We start from the raw sequence: 14,647 nt of genomic DNA, 5'->3' as shown, positions 1-14,647 counted from the left end.
TTATGCCATTAATCGTTTTAAAAACATTGATTGATGCACCCCTTGAAAGTTGTTTTGATTTGGCGAGAAGTATTGATCTTCATGTACAATCGATGCAACAATCGGGTGAGAAAGCCATTGCAGGAAAAATAAATGGACTAATTTGCTTAAATGAATCTGTTACCTGGCGAGCCAAGCATTTCGGGCTTTATTTTACCATGAGCAATAAAATTACTGCAATGGAGCAGCCAAACTTTTTTATTGATGAAATGATAAAAGGCCCTTTTAAAAAGCTCCATCATCAACACCTGTTTAAAGTACTTGGTACACAGACAGAAATGACCGATATCTTTTGGTTCGAGACACCTTTTGGTATACTTGGCTGGTTGGCGAATAAAGTGTTGCTAAAAAGTTATATGAAGAAACTGTTGTTAAAAAGAAATGAAATGCTGAGTCGTGTGGCAAATTTTGATAATTCCCCGTCTAATATGCTTAAAATCTGATCTTTATAATTTAATTGTATCCTATCCCTATTTTAAACTCTTAACCAGGTTAAGCTTCAACTCTTTAATGCCTTTTACCACCAAGCCGGCAATTTGTTTTGCCCCTTCAGGGCTTAAATGCGTGTTGTCTTTTTTCCCGTTTGGATAATTTACATTTCCGGAATCAACATAGTTGAATAATTTGATAGAGGGTTCTTCGCCGAGGCGGTTTAATAAGCTTTCAGTTTTTGCCAGCATATCAATCATAGGAACGTTTAGCGAATCGGCAACCTGACGGGTTATCCGGGGATAATCGCCATGAGAATCGATTAATACACCATTTTTGAAACTTCTTCGCGAAATTGGTGTAAGTAAAACAGGAAAAGCTTTTTTGCTCCTGGTTTCATTTACATAGTTCACCAGATTAATTTTGAAATCAGCTAAAGAAACGCCAACAGTGGGTTTATCTACTTTTTCATCATTGTGGCCAAATTCTATAAAAACATAATCGCCCGGGTTAAGCTGAGCTAAAATAGGGTCCCAGCGTTTTTCGGCCCGGAATGATTTTGTACTCCTCCCGTTCAGTGCCCGGTTATCAACAATAACATCTGCCTTAAAATAAGCTTGCAATGCCATTCCCCAGCCTGTTTCGGGGAAAGCCTTTTGCTCTTTGTTGGCGGCGGTAGAATCGCCAATAATATAAAGTTTGGTTTTCTTTTGGATGAAGGTAAAAGACAGTAAAACAGCTAAAGTTCCAGCAGCTAAAATTTTAAGGAAATTGATTTTCATATTTTCTGTTAATCTATAAATGCGGCGGATCCCATTGATCTGCTCCGCCCAATATAGTTTTTAAAGTATAGTTTTTTGCTTCTTTTTCTGTCAATTGCTTCGTCCAGGGTAATCTTGTTTTTACCGATGCGCCATCACCGGTATTTTTATATTCTGCATAAAACACGGTCAGCTCTTTATCCGGAAACATTTTATCGCCTTTCCATGGGTTCCAACCTTCGGGTAAGATATGTTTACCAAGATTACAATTTATAAATACCGTTTTTGCATAAGGTCGCCACGGCCTGCCCAAATAGGCTTTTGTTACCGCAGAATCTGCAATAAGTGAACAATTTAGAAAAACAAATCCAAATTTTTGCTGTGCAGACGTTGCAGCTGCAGTTACATAAGAATCAGTCAAACTTTTTATCGTACAGTTTTGAAACACTACTGTTGCTTTGCCAAAAATAAAATCTGTTGTACCTTCTATATAGCAGTTCTGATAAAACTGGCGGCTATTTTCGATGGCGGCATAAAGCGTATCCTGATTGCCTAAAAATCTGCAGTTTTTGGCTACAAATCGGTCGCCCTCTACATGCAGGGCAACTGCTTGCCCCACCCGGCCCGCTGAATTGATAATGGTTAAATTTTCGAGGTGGATATCATTCCCCTGAATCAATACTGTAAAGGAGGTATAAGTGCTGAATTTAGCATTGCCAAAAACATCTTTACCCAGCGGATTTGGCTTTCCCGAATAATCATCAAAAGTAATGATGGTTTCTGCGGCGCTTTCACCAATAATCGAGAGGTTAATTTTCCATGATGGAATAATCAGTTTTTCTTTGTACTGACCATGTTTTACAAAGATTTTAACCTCTTTTTCTCCTAAATCCCTTACCGAATTAACAGCTTCCTGAATGGTTTTATAATTTCCGCTCCCATCCTGCGCAACAGTGATTGCTGAAGGATATTTCGGATCCTGAGCATGGAGAGGAAGAAAGGGAACTATAAGTAAAACAAGTATTGCAATAAACTTCAGATAGGATATTCTTGTCATTCTTTTCAATTAAATCTACAGCATAAAGTTCATTAAAAAAGGGCAGATTAAAACCTGCCCTGTAATTTTGTTAGTATGTCCATTTAGGATCACCGATTGGCCCTCCCGCGCTTCCGGCAGTTCTTAAAGGTGAGCCGGCAGGCAATGTAAAATCTGTTGTTACAGCAGTCCAGCCCAAATTAATAGATTGGTTACTCACCAATGTTGCCGTACCAAAGGTTAGGGCGGTACCATTGGTTAATGCGCTTGAAAGATTGAAATAATTGCTGTTGGAAATTCTAAGTGTACTTGCAGCACCGGTACCCCTTATGGCAGCCGCGTTCACCGTACCAGATTTAGGGGTATTGGCTAAAATACTATTTACAATGGTAAAGTTAATTGGGTTAGCATTTGCATCTAACAGTGCATATTTCGCATTGCCGCCAAAACCGTTAAAAGTAGAATTGGTAATGGAAACCGTAGGCGTTACATCGCCAGTGTATGTGGTGCTGGCAGTAACCAACCCAGGGCCGGCATTATAGAAAGTAGACTTAGAAATGTTAAGGTTAGTAAACTGCATTTTATTTAAATGAAAGGTATAATAGGCAGAAGAACCATTTAAACCCATATCGTATACAACCGAATTGTTAACGATAATGCCCGTGATTTTAAAATCGCGTACTGCTGTACCCCTGTCGCCCCTTAAAAAGGCAGTAGTAGAGCCATGCGTTATACAGTTATCTACCACAACATTGGTAAAAGTTGCTGCAGATCCATTTGCTGCTTGTGAGCCGATGAAATTGATAAAATAGAGCGATGCGCCAGCAGTTCCATCAAATTCAATACCTGATAGCGTTACACCTGCACCAGTGCCTTCTACATCAATCTCTTTATAATTCACTTTTGTATCGCCCGGGTTGCCCGATATTGATTTGATAGTGATGGTTTTTTGGGTAATAAAAGTTGCTGCAGCCAAAGTATAAGTACCAGGATTAAGGCCGATTATTGCGCCATTTGCCGCACTAGCAATTGCTGCTGCCAGGTCATCTCCAGGGTTGAGTTTTACCGTATAGGTAGTGGGTGCAAGTGTGGTGAAAGTGGTTATTCCCTTGCTTTTTGGTCCGGCAAATAGCTCTGCCGTGTATTTTGTACCAGCAGTTAACGTGGTAAATGCTTTAACACCTAATGTTACATCGCTTGCATTTAATGCAACTGTAACAGCTGCACCTGTGGCCGGGGTTAATACAATTGAAGTTAAGCCTGTTGTTGGGGTAAAATACAGTTTAGCGGTTGTTTCTTTAATTTCAATATCCCTGATGGCCTGAAACAACTGGATTCCTGTTAACTGGAAAGCACTGCTGCGAACATATTTCGATTCTGGCTGACTTTCGGTGGCATTGGCCTTAATTCTTGCGTAATATTTAGTTCTTACCGCTAAATTATCTTCAGTTACAGTTACACCCGCAGTATCGGCCGTAGTGGTGTAATTTACCGTTGCAAACAGTGAATCAGTAGAGAAATCGATACTATATTTAAAAGTTTTCCCTGTTGACATGAGCGGTAAAGACCAGGTTAACTTTGCAGAAGTTTCTCCGGCAGAAATTTTCACATCACCCGGTTTAAAAATTCTTGCCGGTTCTGTTGGCGCATCATCTTCTTTTTTGCAGGAAGAAATTGCTATAGTCATCAATAATAAAATGACGAATTTAAACCCCAATTGATCTATAATTTTTTTCATAATAAATACCTTAATAGCCAAAGTTTTGAACCATACTTGGATTTTCGATTAGTGTTGTTTTAGGATAAGGGAACAGTTCCTTTTTATTGGCTTCGAAGTAAAAAGCAATACCGGTAGAAGTACTGGTGATCGAATTTTCTTCAGTAACGGCCTTTCTCCAGTTTTTGGTGGTATAACCCGCCGGAGCAGTTGTAACATTTAATCCGGGTGAGGCAAAAACATTATTAGGCGCTCCACCATACAAATCGAGTTTGGCTACCTCATTTACACTTGTGCCCAACAAATAATCGCTTTCTTTTGCATAAATGTAATTTGGTACACTCGCATAATCTCCCGTTCCGGCAACTAAAGCCCGGATTTTATTTCTGGTTTCCTCAAATTTACCTGCCAGTAAATTCCAGCGGATCAAATCATACTTGCGGATACCCTCACCACCAAATTCCAACAGGCGTTCCTTAACAATGGCATTAAAAAACCCTGCTTTATCCAATGGGGTTACAGGAATTTGTGTTTCAAAACCAGCGTACGCACGTTTTTGCACTTCTTGCAATGCACTTACCGCAGTTGCAGATGGGGCACCGTTTATTTCATTATCAGCCTCTGCATACATCAGTAAAACATCAGCAAATCGCAACATTGGCCAGTTTATGCCAAATGTTTGCGCGGCAGATGAATTATTAAAGGCTGTCCACGATTTACGGAATTTTCCATCCGTCATGTTAAATAAAGTATTCACTATTTTTTTTGATGTTGCAGTAATCTCGAAAACGCCAATCGTTACATCTCTCCGGCAATCTTTATTTACATCAAATTCGTAAAAATAAGTAGGAATGGCATTCATTCCACCACCGCCAGACCCAAAAGTAGAGGCTGAATTGAAGCGGATTCCATTATAATAACCAAGTTTACTGTCTGTAGATGCGTTTCCTCCAAAGGCTGCAACTTCGAACATCAGTTCATGTGCATCATCAAGGCGGTTTGCGGTATGCAGGGTTTTAAATACATTTTCATAAACCGGGTTCAGGTTATGCTCAGAACGGTGGTTCATCAGATCAAGGCACTCATCAAAAGCTATTTTATAATAGGTAAGGTAATCAGCACTGCGTTCCATGGTATGGCTGGCCGATCTTAATGAATAACCGCCTCTTGCTAAAGCAATGCGTGCACGTAAAGCTTTTATTGCGCCTTTGGTATAACGGAAACTGCCATATTCGGTAATTCCACTTCTCCATGGCACTAAATCTTCAGCCACTTTTAAATCAGCGATGATCTGGTCGTAAGTTTTATTACGGTCTACATTAGGTCCGTACAATGTTTCCGCATCAGCAGCAGGAACAAAAGATGCCGGAACATCTCCCCAGTTGCGGATCAGTTCGTACAGAAACTGAGCCCTTAAGGTTAAAGCCTCGCCATAATAGCGTTTCATAACCGTTTTTTCTGCATCTGATCCATTGGCATAAAGTTTTGAGGCCGGAATAAATTTGATACAGATGTTTGCACGTTCTACACCTGCATATAATTGCAAAAATGGATTAACCAGATCAGTATTATCTGAACTCGCGCCGTACATGCTTATCCCCCTACGATCAGATGAGCTGTAACTCCCCGACGTTTTAAAATCATCGGCAGTTAAGCCAAAAAGTGTAGAAATACGACTTCCATAACCATTATCTCCACAAAGGCGGTTATACACAGCAATAACTGCCGCGTTCGTATTGGCCGTGCTTTCGAAAACAACATCAGGTGAGGAAGTTGATGGCGATTCTACATCTAAATATTTTTTACAGGAAGTAGTTATACTCAATGCTCCAACAGCAATTACCATTAAAGCCGATTTTATAAATTTATTGTTCATTTTCTTTAATGTTGAAATTAAAATACCATGTTAATACCAGCAAGTATGTACCTGCTCCGTGGGTAGGCCGCATAATCAATACCTGGTGTTAGCGGGTTCGATCTGCGCGTATTCGCTTCAGGATCGTAACCTGTGTAACCGGTAATGGTATACAAGTTGTTAACCGTACCGTAAACCCTTAGTTTTGAGATAAAACCTGTTTTTTTAATTAAACTTTGCGGCAGGGAATAACCCAATGTTACGTTGCTGATCCTTAAAAAGGATCCGTTTTCAATCGCGTATGATGTTAAGGCGTAATTGCCACCTGTAGGCGTCCAAAGCGTGGTATTGGCATTCATTGCCGTTAATAATGCCGGGTCTGTAACTTTTACACCATTTGCATCAAAATTCTGCCACCTGTCATTCATAACAGCCAGCAAATTGTTGTCCTTTACATTGTATTGTGAGGTGAATTCTATTTTATTGGCATTATAAACTTTACTTCCGTAGCTAAAGTTTACAAATACGGTTAAATCAAAGTTTTTATAAGCAAATTGATTATTCAAACCGCCTGTAAATTTCGGCTGTGCTGTACCTAAAACCGTTCTGTCATCATCACCGATCATCATGCTTGCTGATGAGGATAATTTTTTCACTTTCATATCGCCCGGCTGTGGATCGCGGTTGCCCAACAAAACCCTGGCGTTAGCAACTGTTGGTTTAAGCGTATAGGTATAAGCGCCGGTAGTGGTGTTTTGAACGTTTGTAAAATCATCAACAGTGTAGCGGCCATCTGAAATAAAGCCGTAAAACTGCCCAACTGGTTGGCCTACCTCAACTTTAAAATCGCCTAAACTGTTCACCCATCCTGATTGTGTGATATAAGAACTTACACCATTTTGCAGCTCAACAATTTTATTTTTGTTGAACGAAATATTAAAACTGGTGTTATAGCTGAAATTTTTTGATTTTACCGCCTGATAGTTCAATTGTACCTCAAAGCCCCTGTTTTGCGTTTTGCCCACATTTTGCTGCTGTGTGGCATAACCTGTTGTTTGTGGTACGTTTGCATTTAAAAGCAGGTTTTTCGTTCTGTTATCATAATAATCCAGATTAAGCGATAACTTGTTCTTAAAGAGATCAATATCTATACCCAAGTTTTTAGAGATGTTGGTTTCCCAGGTAATGTTAGGGTTGGATAAGATATTTCCGGTAGCTGTACCCGAAATCAGACCAGTTGAAACCGTCCCATCTGTATCTGCGTAGCCACCAGTGGTTGAACTTAGGTAAAAAAGCGTTCTGAATAAATCCTGGCCGATGCGGTTGTTCCCTGCTGCACCATAACTAAACCTTACTTTAAAATTATTTAACCAGCTAAGGTTCATGTCTTTAACAAATTTCTCTTCAGTTACTCTCCAGGCTACCTGCGCCGATGGAAAATAACCCCATTGTTTACCTGCGGCAAATAACGAAGAAGCATCTGTTCTAAAATTTACTGTAGCTAAATATTTATTCTGAAAGCCGTATGATGCTCTGCCAAAAATAGAAAACTGCCTGGTGCCTGAAATTAACGATGTTGGGCGGTCTTGTATCGTATTTGCAGGAGCTGGACTTACAAATGCATCACTCGCTGAGATATCAATGGGCAAAAATTTAAGTACTGTCGTTCTCGAATCAATATCTACCATGTTAATTTCCTGTCCTACCAAAATATCCAAACTGTGGTCTTTTCCCAAATCTGGTTTATAATTGATGGTATTGGTATTGATAAAAGATTTTTGCGAAACCGTATCGAGTTGTATTGCAGGTAAACCGGCATTATTTCTTGCCACATTACTTACAGGGCCATTAAAAGTATTGGTATGTCTGCTGGTTCTATTATAACCCACAGTACTTTTTACGGTTAAATTTTTAAGAATGGAATATTGCACATAACCACTGCTGATTAAATCGTTTCTGTAATCATACTTCAATTCCTGGTTGGCAAGTGTAATTGGATTGGTTAATCCGGTAGTTAAATAATCAGCATCGAATAAATCGCCAGAATCACTACCGCCAGAATATGGCTGGTAACGCACAGAGTTCCTTAATCGGTTGGTACCTTGCGATCCGGTAGAAGTTGTACCCACACCATCAATACGCTGCCCGCTGTAACGTGCATTTAAGCCAACCCTGAATTTATCCGAAAATTTATGGTCTAAACGCACAGAAGCAAAGGTTCTTCTGTAACCTGAGTTGAGCATAATACCATCTTCTTTCGTATTGTTTACAGAAACATTATAGGTCGTTTTTGTGGTACCACCAGATAAATTTAAAACCTCAGTATTGCTCCAGGCCTGGCGACCAAAAACTTTATCCTGCCAATCGATATTCGGGATGTTTTTATAAATATCAAGATCATCGAAAGTACCGTATTTTTTGGTAAAAGTATCTTTAACATCCTGTGTGGTGTTGTTATTATAGAGCTCGTATTGATACTTGATAAACTCATAAGGATTCATCACATCGAGTTTGTTTACAATCTGCCTTGCACCTGCATAAACATCGAATGATACTACAGGGCGGCCTTTCTTTCCACTTTTGGTAGTGATGATTACCACGCCATTAGCACCTCTGCTACCATATATTGAGGTAGAAGCTACATCTTTTAAAACATCGATCGATTGTATTTCGTTAGGCGATAAAATCGATAAAGCGTTTTCTACCTGGATGCCATCAACAATGTATAGCGGAGAATTATCTCCCGTAAGTGAACTTCCGCCCCGCACTTTAATAACAATCTCGGCCCCCGGGCTTCCCTCTGATGTAGTAACCGAAACACCCGCCAGTTTTCCGGCTAGCGCCTGTGCTGCGGTACTTACAGGGAACTGATCAATATCTTTGCCCGTTATAGAGGATACCGAACCCGTTAATGCCTCTTTACGCACCGAACCGTAACCGATGTTTACTGTAACCTCTTGCAAAGTGTTGGCATCTTCTTCAAGGGTGATGTCCATTTTACTTTGGTCGCCAATGGCAACGCTCTTGGTTTTATAGCCGATGTACGTAAAAACCAGTACGCCACCCTTGGCAGGAACGGTAATTTTGTACGCACCATTGCCATCTGTACTGGCCCCATTTTTAGCATCTTTTACCGAAACACTTACACCGATTAAGACCTGCCCGTCTGACTTATCCTTTACCGTTCCGGTAATTTGCCTGGTTTGAGCCTGGGCTACGGATAATCCAAAAAAAGAGAGAAATGCAAAATAGAGTAAAACTCTGCTCATAATTAATAATGATTTGAAATGATTTGGATACTTATTTGAAGTTGCAATTGCTTGCATTAGAATATAATTCTATTTCGGGATGTTATTGTTTATTTATATTTGGTTACGTTGATGTAACAATTTTACAAACTAAAAACCAATTGAAACTAATTTTAACTAAAAAAGTGTGCAAACGTTCCCAAAAACGTTAAGAGAACGTTTATTATTATTGGGAGTTGAACGCCCTTAAAGAGATATTTTTCGTAACTTGTACGCACTGCGAAAAATGAGATTTGAAACATCTACCATAAAAGATATTGCTAAAGCATTGGGCCTGTCTACATCGACAGTTTCCAGGGCTTTAAGAGACCGTTACGAAATTAGTGAGGAAACAAAAAAACTGGTGCTGGCCTATGCCGAAAAGGTAAACTACCGTGCTAACCCCATTGCCAGAAGTTTAAAAGAACGCCGTAGTTACTCTATTGGCATTATTGTGAGTGAGATTGCCAACAACTTTTTTTCTCAGGTGATCAACGGAATCGAATCCATCGCATATGATAAGGATTACCACGTAATCATTTCTCAAAGTCACGAATCGTATAAACAGGAAAAACTGAATGTTGAGCACCTGGCTTCGCGCTCTATTGACGGTTTATTGATTGCATTATCGTCAGAAACACAGGATATTGATTATTTAAGAAGCTTGTACGCCAAAGGATTGCCAATTGTTTTTTTTGATCGTGTGCCGGAGGATTTTGAAACCCACAAAGTAATAGCAAATAACTTTAAAGGTTCTTTTGATGCCACCGAACACCTCATCTTATCAGGAAAAAGGACTATTGCACACCTTACAAATTCTGAAAACCTTTCGATAACCAAAGAAAGACTGGAAGGCTATAAAGCAGCTTTGCTCAAATACCACATTGAATTTAAACCCGAACTTGTTAAATATTGTCAGCACGGGGGCATGCACAGTGCAGAGCTCGAGCAAGCAGTAAAAGAACTTTTACCACTACAACCGGATGGAATTTTTATTTCGAGCGATCGCCTTACTACGGGCTGCATTATGGCTTTAAAGAAAACCAATCCCGAGGTTGCGGATAAAATTGCCATTGCCGGTTTCACCAACTCTAATCTTGTCGAATTATTTTCGCCCTCACTAACCTCAGTTAAACAACCTGCTTTTGAAATGGGCCAGGTGGCAACCGAGCTTCTTATTTCGATGATTGAAGCCAAAAGGCCCGTAACCGAATTCGAAACCAAAGTATTGGACACTGAATTGGTAAAAAAGCGGTAGGCATCATATCGCTGTGCATGGCATTCCATGCCGCCAACTCCAAACTTACTTCCCATTACTCAGCGCCAAACGCGCTGTGCCAAACTCCCTACAAATTATTACCTTTGCAGCATGGTAGAAATCATATTAAAAAAAGGCAAAGAAAAAGCAGCATTACAAAGGCATCCATGGGTGTTTTCTGGAGCATTGGAGAAAGTTAAAGGGAAACCTGAAGATGGTGATGTTGTAAAAGTTTTTGCCTTCGATAATGAATTTCTGGCCTATGGCTACTACAACAGCAATTCGCGCGTGGCTGTTCGTCTTCTGGAATGGGACGAAACTCAAACTATAAATAATAGCTGGTACCATAACCGTTTGAAGCAAGCCATTGCCTCACGTCAGTTTATTTTAAGCGAACATACCAATACCTGCAGACTGGTTTTTAGTGAAGCTGATTTTCTTCCGGGTTTAATTGTTGATCAATATGCAGATTTCCTCTCCCTTCAGATTTTAAGTTCGGGGATTGAAAAAGTAAAAACAGAAATTGTAGAAATATTAAAGGCAGAATTAAAACCAACAGGAATATTTGATAAAAGTGACGCCACAGCCCGTACCCACGAAGGCTTGCCTATTGAAAACGGTCTGCTTTGGGGCGAAAATCCTCCTGAATTTTTAGCCGTTAAAGAAAACGGGATTACTTATCATATTAATATTGCAGAAGGACAAAAATCTGGTTTTTATTGCGATCAGCGCGATAATAGGAGTATTTTGGCCAGTTATGCTAAAGGTAAAAAAATTTTAGACTGTTTTAGTTACAGTGGTGGTTTCAGCTTAAATAGCCTTGCAAACGAGGCCGATAGCATTACCAGTGTAGATAGTTCTGGCTTAGCTGTGGAAACGCTAAAACAAAATGTAGCCTTAAACAATTTTGATGTAAATAAGGTAACAGCCATACAATCTGACGTGAATAAACAACTCCGCGCTTTTAAAGAATCGGGAGAAATGTTCGACATAATTGTGCTTGATCCGCCCAAATATGCACCATCGCGTTCGGCCTTGGATAGGGCGGCAAGAGCTTATAAGGATTTAAACCGCCTGGGTATGTTGCTACTGGAAAAAGGTGGTTTACTGGCCACTTTCTCCTGCTCGGGCGCAGTTGATATCGAAACCTTTAAACAGATTATTGCCTGGGCAGCACTTGATGCAGGCAAAGAAGTACAGATTATTAAACAGTTTTGCCAGCCAGAAGATCACCCGGTTAGAATTTCTTTTCCAGAAGGTGAATACCTAAAAGGGCTGTTATTGCGGGTATTATAAAAATTGTCCCCTGCTACCAACACCTATTTCTAGCCTACAAGTGGAAAAAACAGCCTACGCGGAATAATCCATTCTTTGTGATCTTAATGCCTTTGTGGTAAAAAACAGCCTCTTGTCTGATAAACAAGTATTTATAACTCTTCCGAACTTTCTGGTAGATGATCATACTCGCCTTTCCAGGCATAAAACCCAAAAATCATCAAACCAAGGCTAATCGGCAGAAAAATGAAGAGAATAATTGCCCATTGCAAAATGGTATTCGTTCTTTCAATATCGGTATGTGTCAATCCAACTTTATCTATTGCTTGTATAAATAGGAAAGTCATGGTTAGTGGGCCTAAAACCATCCAAACCAACCCTAAAAATTTCTTTAATATATTCATCTTGCTGGTAGCTAATCGTTAATGTTTTCGTCTCTTTTGTTTGATAAATAAATTGTTCCGATGATTAAACTTAATGTTGCAATACCTATCGGATACCATAGCCCGGAAAGTGGTGTTGCACCAGAAAAACTTGCAATTAAAGTGGCGATAAATGGAACAAGGCCACCAAAAACACCATTGCCAATATGGTAAGGCAATGACATAGAAGTATACCTGATTTTAGTAGGGAAAAGCTCAACCAAAAATGCTGCAATTGGTCCGTAAACCATTGTTACCAGCAAGATCTGAAAAAAGATTAAACCTACAAATTTCCAAAATACCGGCGTTGGTAATACCTTATCTTTCAGTATTTCCTTGCCTATTAGAACGCCCTTAGTTGCAGAAACCGTATCAGTTTGAACGCTGTTAAAAGAAGCTCCGTTTTTAAGTGTTATTTTGGTAGAAACCGTTCGTAAACTATCTGTTGTATTTTCAATTAAAACGGAGTGTACAGGTGCAGGCGTTGAAGATAAAATTGCTGATTGTTCAACTTTCGTATAATCCGTATCATTTAAAAAAGTTTGATAAATCGGTCGGTAAAAAATAATCCCAAGAAGCATTCCGGTTAACATAATCCACTTTCTGCCCACTTTATCACTCCATGCGCCAAATACTACAAAAAAGGGTGTTGCAAAAGCAATTCCCCATAGTAAAATATACCTCGAATCGTTAAAATCCAACTTGCAGGTATTCTCCAAAAATGATTGTGCATAAAATTGCCCGGTGTACCAAATTACCCCCTGGCCCATAGTAGCACCAAATAATGCCAGTAGCACCATTTTAAAGTTCGCCTTATTGTTAAAACTTTCTTTTAAAGGATTTTTGGAAATATTTCCTTCTGCTTTCAGTTTCGAAAACATGGGCGATTCGTGCATTTTCATCCGGATATAAATCGAAACCACAACAAGAACAATCGACAGGAGGAAAGGAATCCGCCAGCCCCAATCGCCAAAGGTCTCAGCACCGAGTATATTTTTGGTAATTACAATAATTCCTAGTGAGAGGAATAGCCCTAAGGTGGCCGTAGTTTGAATCCAGCTGGTAAAAAAGCCACGTCTATTCTTGGGCGCATGCTCTGCTACATAGGTTGCAGCACCACCATATTCGCCGCCCAGCGCCAGACCCTGAATTAACCTCAACACCAGTACTAAAATAGGCGCAGCGTATCCAATACTTTTATAAGAAGGAATTAAGCCAATAAAAAAAGTAGATCCACCCATTAAAACCAGCGTGAGTAGAAAAGTATATTTTCTACCAATTAGATCGCCAAGTCTGCCAAATACCAATGCCCCAAAGGGACGAACAATAAAACCGGCAGCAAAAATGGCTAAAGTATTAATGAGCGCAGAAGCACCGGCATCTTCCGGGAACAATTGATGGCCGATGATAACCGCAAGGCTTCCAAAAATATAAAAATCATACCATTCTATAAGAGTGCCCAATGAAGAGGCACCAATAACTTTGAAAATGTTATTTTTCGGCAACGTTTCGCTCATAAAAAGAAATATTTGGTGGCCCAAGATAGACATTTACTTCACAACAGCAAACCCGCGCTATTATTTAATTTGCTCATACTAAAACATTTCGGCTTTATGTTTGTATTTTCATCCGAATGAATCAGTTTCCTTTCAATATATATGCTTTTAATACAAAATATCAGATTAACTAGAATTTTAAGAAATACCTGGCAAATTGATTTAATCATGATCGCCTCATGCACCGCCGCATATTTCATAAGGGCATATTTAATTGCCCACCATTTTTCAATACCATCCATAATACCAACTGTACTGGGTACCGCAATTGCCTTTTTTATTGGTTTTAATAATAACCAGGCTTACGACAGGTGGTGGGAAGCCCGAAAAATTTGGGGCGCATTAGTAAACGATTCCCGCTCTTACGCCAGAGCATTAATTAATTATGTTGATGAAGATGATGAAAGTGTTAAACGTATGGTATACAGGCACATTGCTTTTTTATATGCGCTAAAAGCCAATTTAAGGGGAGCAGTTGATGAAATTTATACCAAATACCTTACTGAAGCAGATTTAGAGGAAATTGGGAAACATAATAATGCACACAATGCCATTTTAAACATCCAATCCAGAGATCTGCAAAAACTATCAAAAAACAATGCAATTGATGGCTTTCGCTTTATCGAGATCAATGAGATGCTAACCCGTTTTTCAGATTCGATGGGGATGAGCGAAAGGATTAAAAATACAATATTTCCAACTACCTATTCCTATTTAACAAAAGTATTTATCTGGTTATTTGTTGTCACCTTTACACTCGTAATCAGTCAGGATGCCGGACCAGCCTCCATATTTTTAGGGTGGTTAATCGGTTTCGTATTTGTATCAACACAAATTAACGGGATGAGCCTTGTTAATCCGTTTGAAAATAATTCTGCCGGTGTTCCACTCAACCAGATTACCAGAACGATAGAGATCAATCTTTTGCAAATGCTCCAGGAAGAAAACATTCCAGAACCTATTAAGCCTATAAATAACGAATATATCCTTTAATTTTATTAGGATATTACCT

General features: G+C 39.4%; 11 protein-coding genes. 4 read left to right on the top strand and 7 right to left on the bottom strand.

From position 1 onward, the window contains the following. Positions 1-2 precede the first annotated feature (2 nt). Positions 3-482, top strand: coding sequence for an SRPBCC family protein (locus ASE74_RS00585; protein WP_055902802.1), 480 nt, complete (start codon positions 3-5; stop codon positions 480-482). A gap of 27 nt (positions 483-509) precedes the next feature. Here the strand turns inward: ASE74_RS00585 and ASE74_RS00580 are convergent, their stop codons facing one another. From ASE74_RS00580 to ASE74_RS00560, 5 genes are all read right to left on the bottom strand, one after another. Next, a complete protein-coding gene (locus tag ASE74_RS00580; protein WP_157255305.1) occupies positions 510-1,250 on the bottom strand; it encodes a rhamnogalacturonan acetylesterase in 741 nt (246 codons plus the stop codon). Positions 1,251-1,263: 13 nt separating this feature from the next. Continuing rightward, a complete protein-coding gene (locus tag ASE74_RS00575) occupies positions 1,264-2,286 on the bottom strand; it encodes a pectinesterase family protein (RefSeq protein ID WP_082458597.1) in 1,023 nt (340 codons plus the stop codon). A 70-nt stretch (positions 2,287-2,356) separates the two neighbouring features. Next, positions 2,357-4,003, bottom strand: coding sequence for a DUF4957 domain-containing protein (locus ASE74_RS00570; RefSeq protein ID WP_082458596.1), 1,647 nt, complete (start codon positions 4,001-4,003; stop codon positions 2,357-2,359). Positions 4,004-4,013: 10 nt separating this feature from the next. Next, the gene (locus ASE74_RS00565; RefSeq protein WP_055902797.1) at positions 4,014-5,858 is read right to left on the bottom strand and encodes a RagB/SusD family nutrient uptake outer membrane protein; all 1,845 of its coding nucleotides are present in this window, start codon (positions 5,856-5,858) and stop codon (positions 4,014-4,016) included. 17 nt (positions 5,859-5,875) lie between these two features. After that, positions 5,876-9,106 carry a TonB-dependent receptor gene (locus tag ASE74_RS00560; RefSeq protein WP_055903092.1) on the bottom strand — a complete coding sequence of 1,077 codons (3,231 nt, stop codon included), beginning with the start codon at positions 9,104-9,106 and terminating at the stop codon, positions 5,876-5,878. A gap of 265 nt (positions 9,107-9,371) precedes the next feature. Here ASE74_RS00560 and ASE74_RS00555 point away from each other — a divergent pair, with 265 nt between their 5' ends. After that, the gene (locus ASE74_RS00555; RefSeq protein ID WP_055902794.1) at positions 9,372-10,382 is read left to right on the top strand and encodes a LacI family DNA-binding transcriptional regulator; all 1,011 of its coding nucleotides are present in this window, start codon (positions 9,372-9,374) and stop codon (positions 10,380-10,382) included. Positions 10,383-10,493: 111 nt separating this feature from the next. Next, a complete protein-coding gene (locus ASE74_RS00550; RefSeq protein ID WP_055902791.1) occupies positions 10,494-11,678 on the top strand; it encodes a class I SAM-dependent rRNA methyltransferase in 1,185 nt (394 codons plus the stop codon). 131 nt (positions 11,679-11,809) lie between these two features. Here ASE74_RS00550 and ASE74_RS00545 read toward each other — a convergent pair whose 3' ends face one another. Both ASE74_RS00545 and ASE74_RS00540 read right to left on the bottom strand, forming a co-directional pair. Then, positions 11,810-12,061, bottom strand: a complete 252-nt coding sequence (locus ASE74_RS00545) for a DUF6814 family protein (RefSeq protein WP_055902788.1) — start codon at positions 12,059-12,061, stop codon at positions 11,810-11,812. A gap of 11 nt (positions 12,062-12,072) precedes the next feature. Continuing rightward, positions 12,073-13,596, bottom strand: a complete 1,524-nt coding sequence (locus tag ASE74_RS00540) for an MFS transporter (protein ID WP_055903090.1) — start codon at positions 13,594-13,596, stop codon at positions 12,073-12,075. Positions 13,597-13,737: 141 nt separating this feature from the next. On the opposite strand from ASE74_RS00540, the gene ASE74_RS00535 reads away from it, so the two are divergent. Continuing rightward, positions 13,738-14,628, top strand: a complete 891-nt coding sequence (locus ASE74_RS00535; protein ID WP_055902785.1) for a bestrophin family protein — start codon at positions 13,738-13,740, stop codon at positions 14,626-14,628. Positions 14,629-14,647: the final 19 nt, after the last annotated feature.

It is taken from the genome of Pedobacter sp. Leaf216, from assembly GCF_001421515.1.
Classification (GTDB): Bacteria; Bacteroidota; Bacteroidia; order Sphingobacteriales; family Sphingobacteriaceae; genus Pedobacter.
Note: the sequence above shows the minus strand (reverse complement) of the source record. Positions and strands in the feature narration are given on the sequence as shown.

What these genes read in the sequence shown, in the direction of transcription:
- ASE74_RS00585 (WP_055902802.1), top strand. Translation starts at nt 3, where the DNA reads ATGCCATTAATCGTTTTAAAAACATTGATTGATGCACCCCTTGAAAGT.
- ASE74_RS00580 (WP_157255305.1), bottom strand. Translation starts at nt 1,250, where the DNA reads ATGAAAATCAATTTCCTTAAAATTTTAGCTGCTGGAACTTTAGCTGTT.
- ASE74_RS00575 (WP_082458597.1), bottom strand. Translation starts at nt 2,286, where the DNA reads ATGACAAGAATATCCTATCTGAAGTTTATTGCAATACTTGTTTTACTT.
- ASE74_RS00570 (WP_082458596.1), bottom strand. Translation starts at nt 4,003, where the DNA reads ATGAAAAAAATTATAGATCAATTGGGGTTTAAATTCGTCATTTTATTA.
- ASE74_RS00565 (WP_055902797.1), bottom strand. Translation starts at nt 5,858, where the DNA reads ATGAACAATAAATTTATAAAATCGGCTTTAATGGTAATTGCTGTTGGA.
- ASE74_RS00560 (WP_055903092.1), bottom strand. Translation starts at nt 9,106, where the DNA reads ATGAGCAGAGTTTTACTCTATTTTGCATTTCTCTCTTTTTTTGGATTA.
- ASE74_RS00555 (WP_055902794.1), top strand. Translation starts at nt 9,372, where the DNA reads ATGAGATTTGAAACATCTACCATAAAAGATATTGCTAAAGCATTGGGC.
- ASE74_RS00550 (WP_055902791.1), top strand. Translation starts at nt 10,494, where the DNA reads ATGGTAGAAATCATATTAAAAAAAGGCAAAGAAAAAGCAGCATTACAA.
- ASE74_RS00545 (WP_055902788.1), bottom strand. Translation starts at nt 12,061, where the DNA reads ATGAATATATTAAAGAAATTTTTAGGGTTGGTTTGGATGGTTTTAGGC.
- ASE74_RS00540 (WP_055903090.1), bottom strand. Translation starts at nt 13,596, where the DNA reads ATGAGCGAAACGTTGCCGAAAAATAACATTTTCAAAGTTATTGGTGCC.
- ASE74_RS00535 (WP_055902785.1), top strand. Translation starts at nt 13,738, where the DNA reads ATGCTTTTAATACAAAATATCAGATTAACTAGAATTTTAAGAAATACC.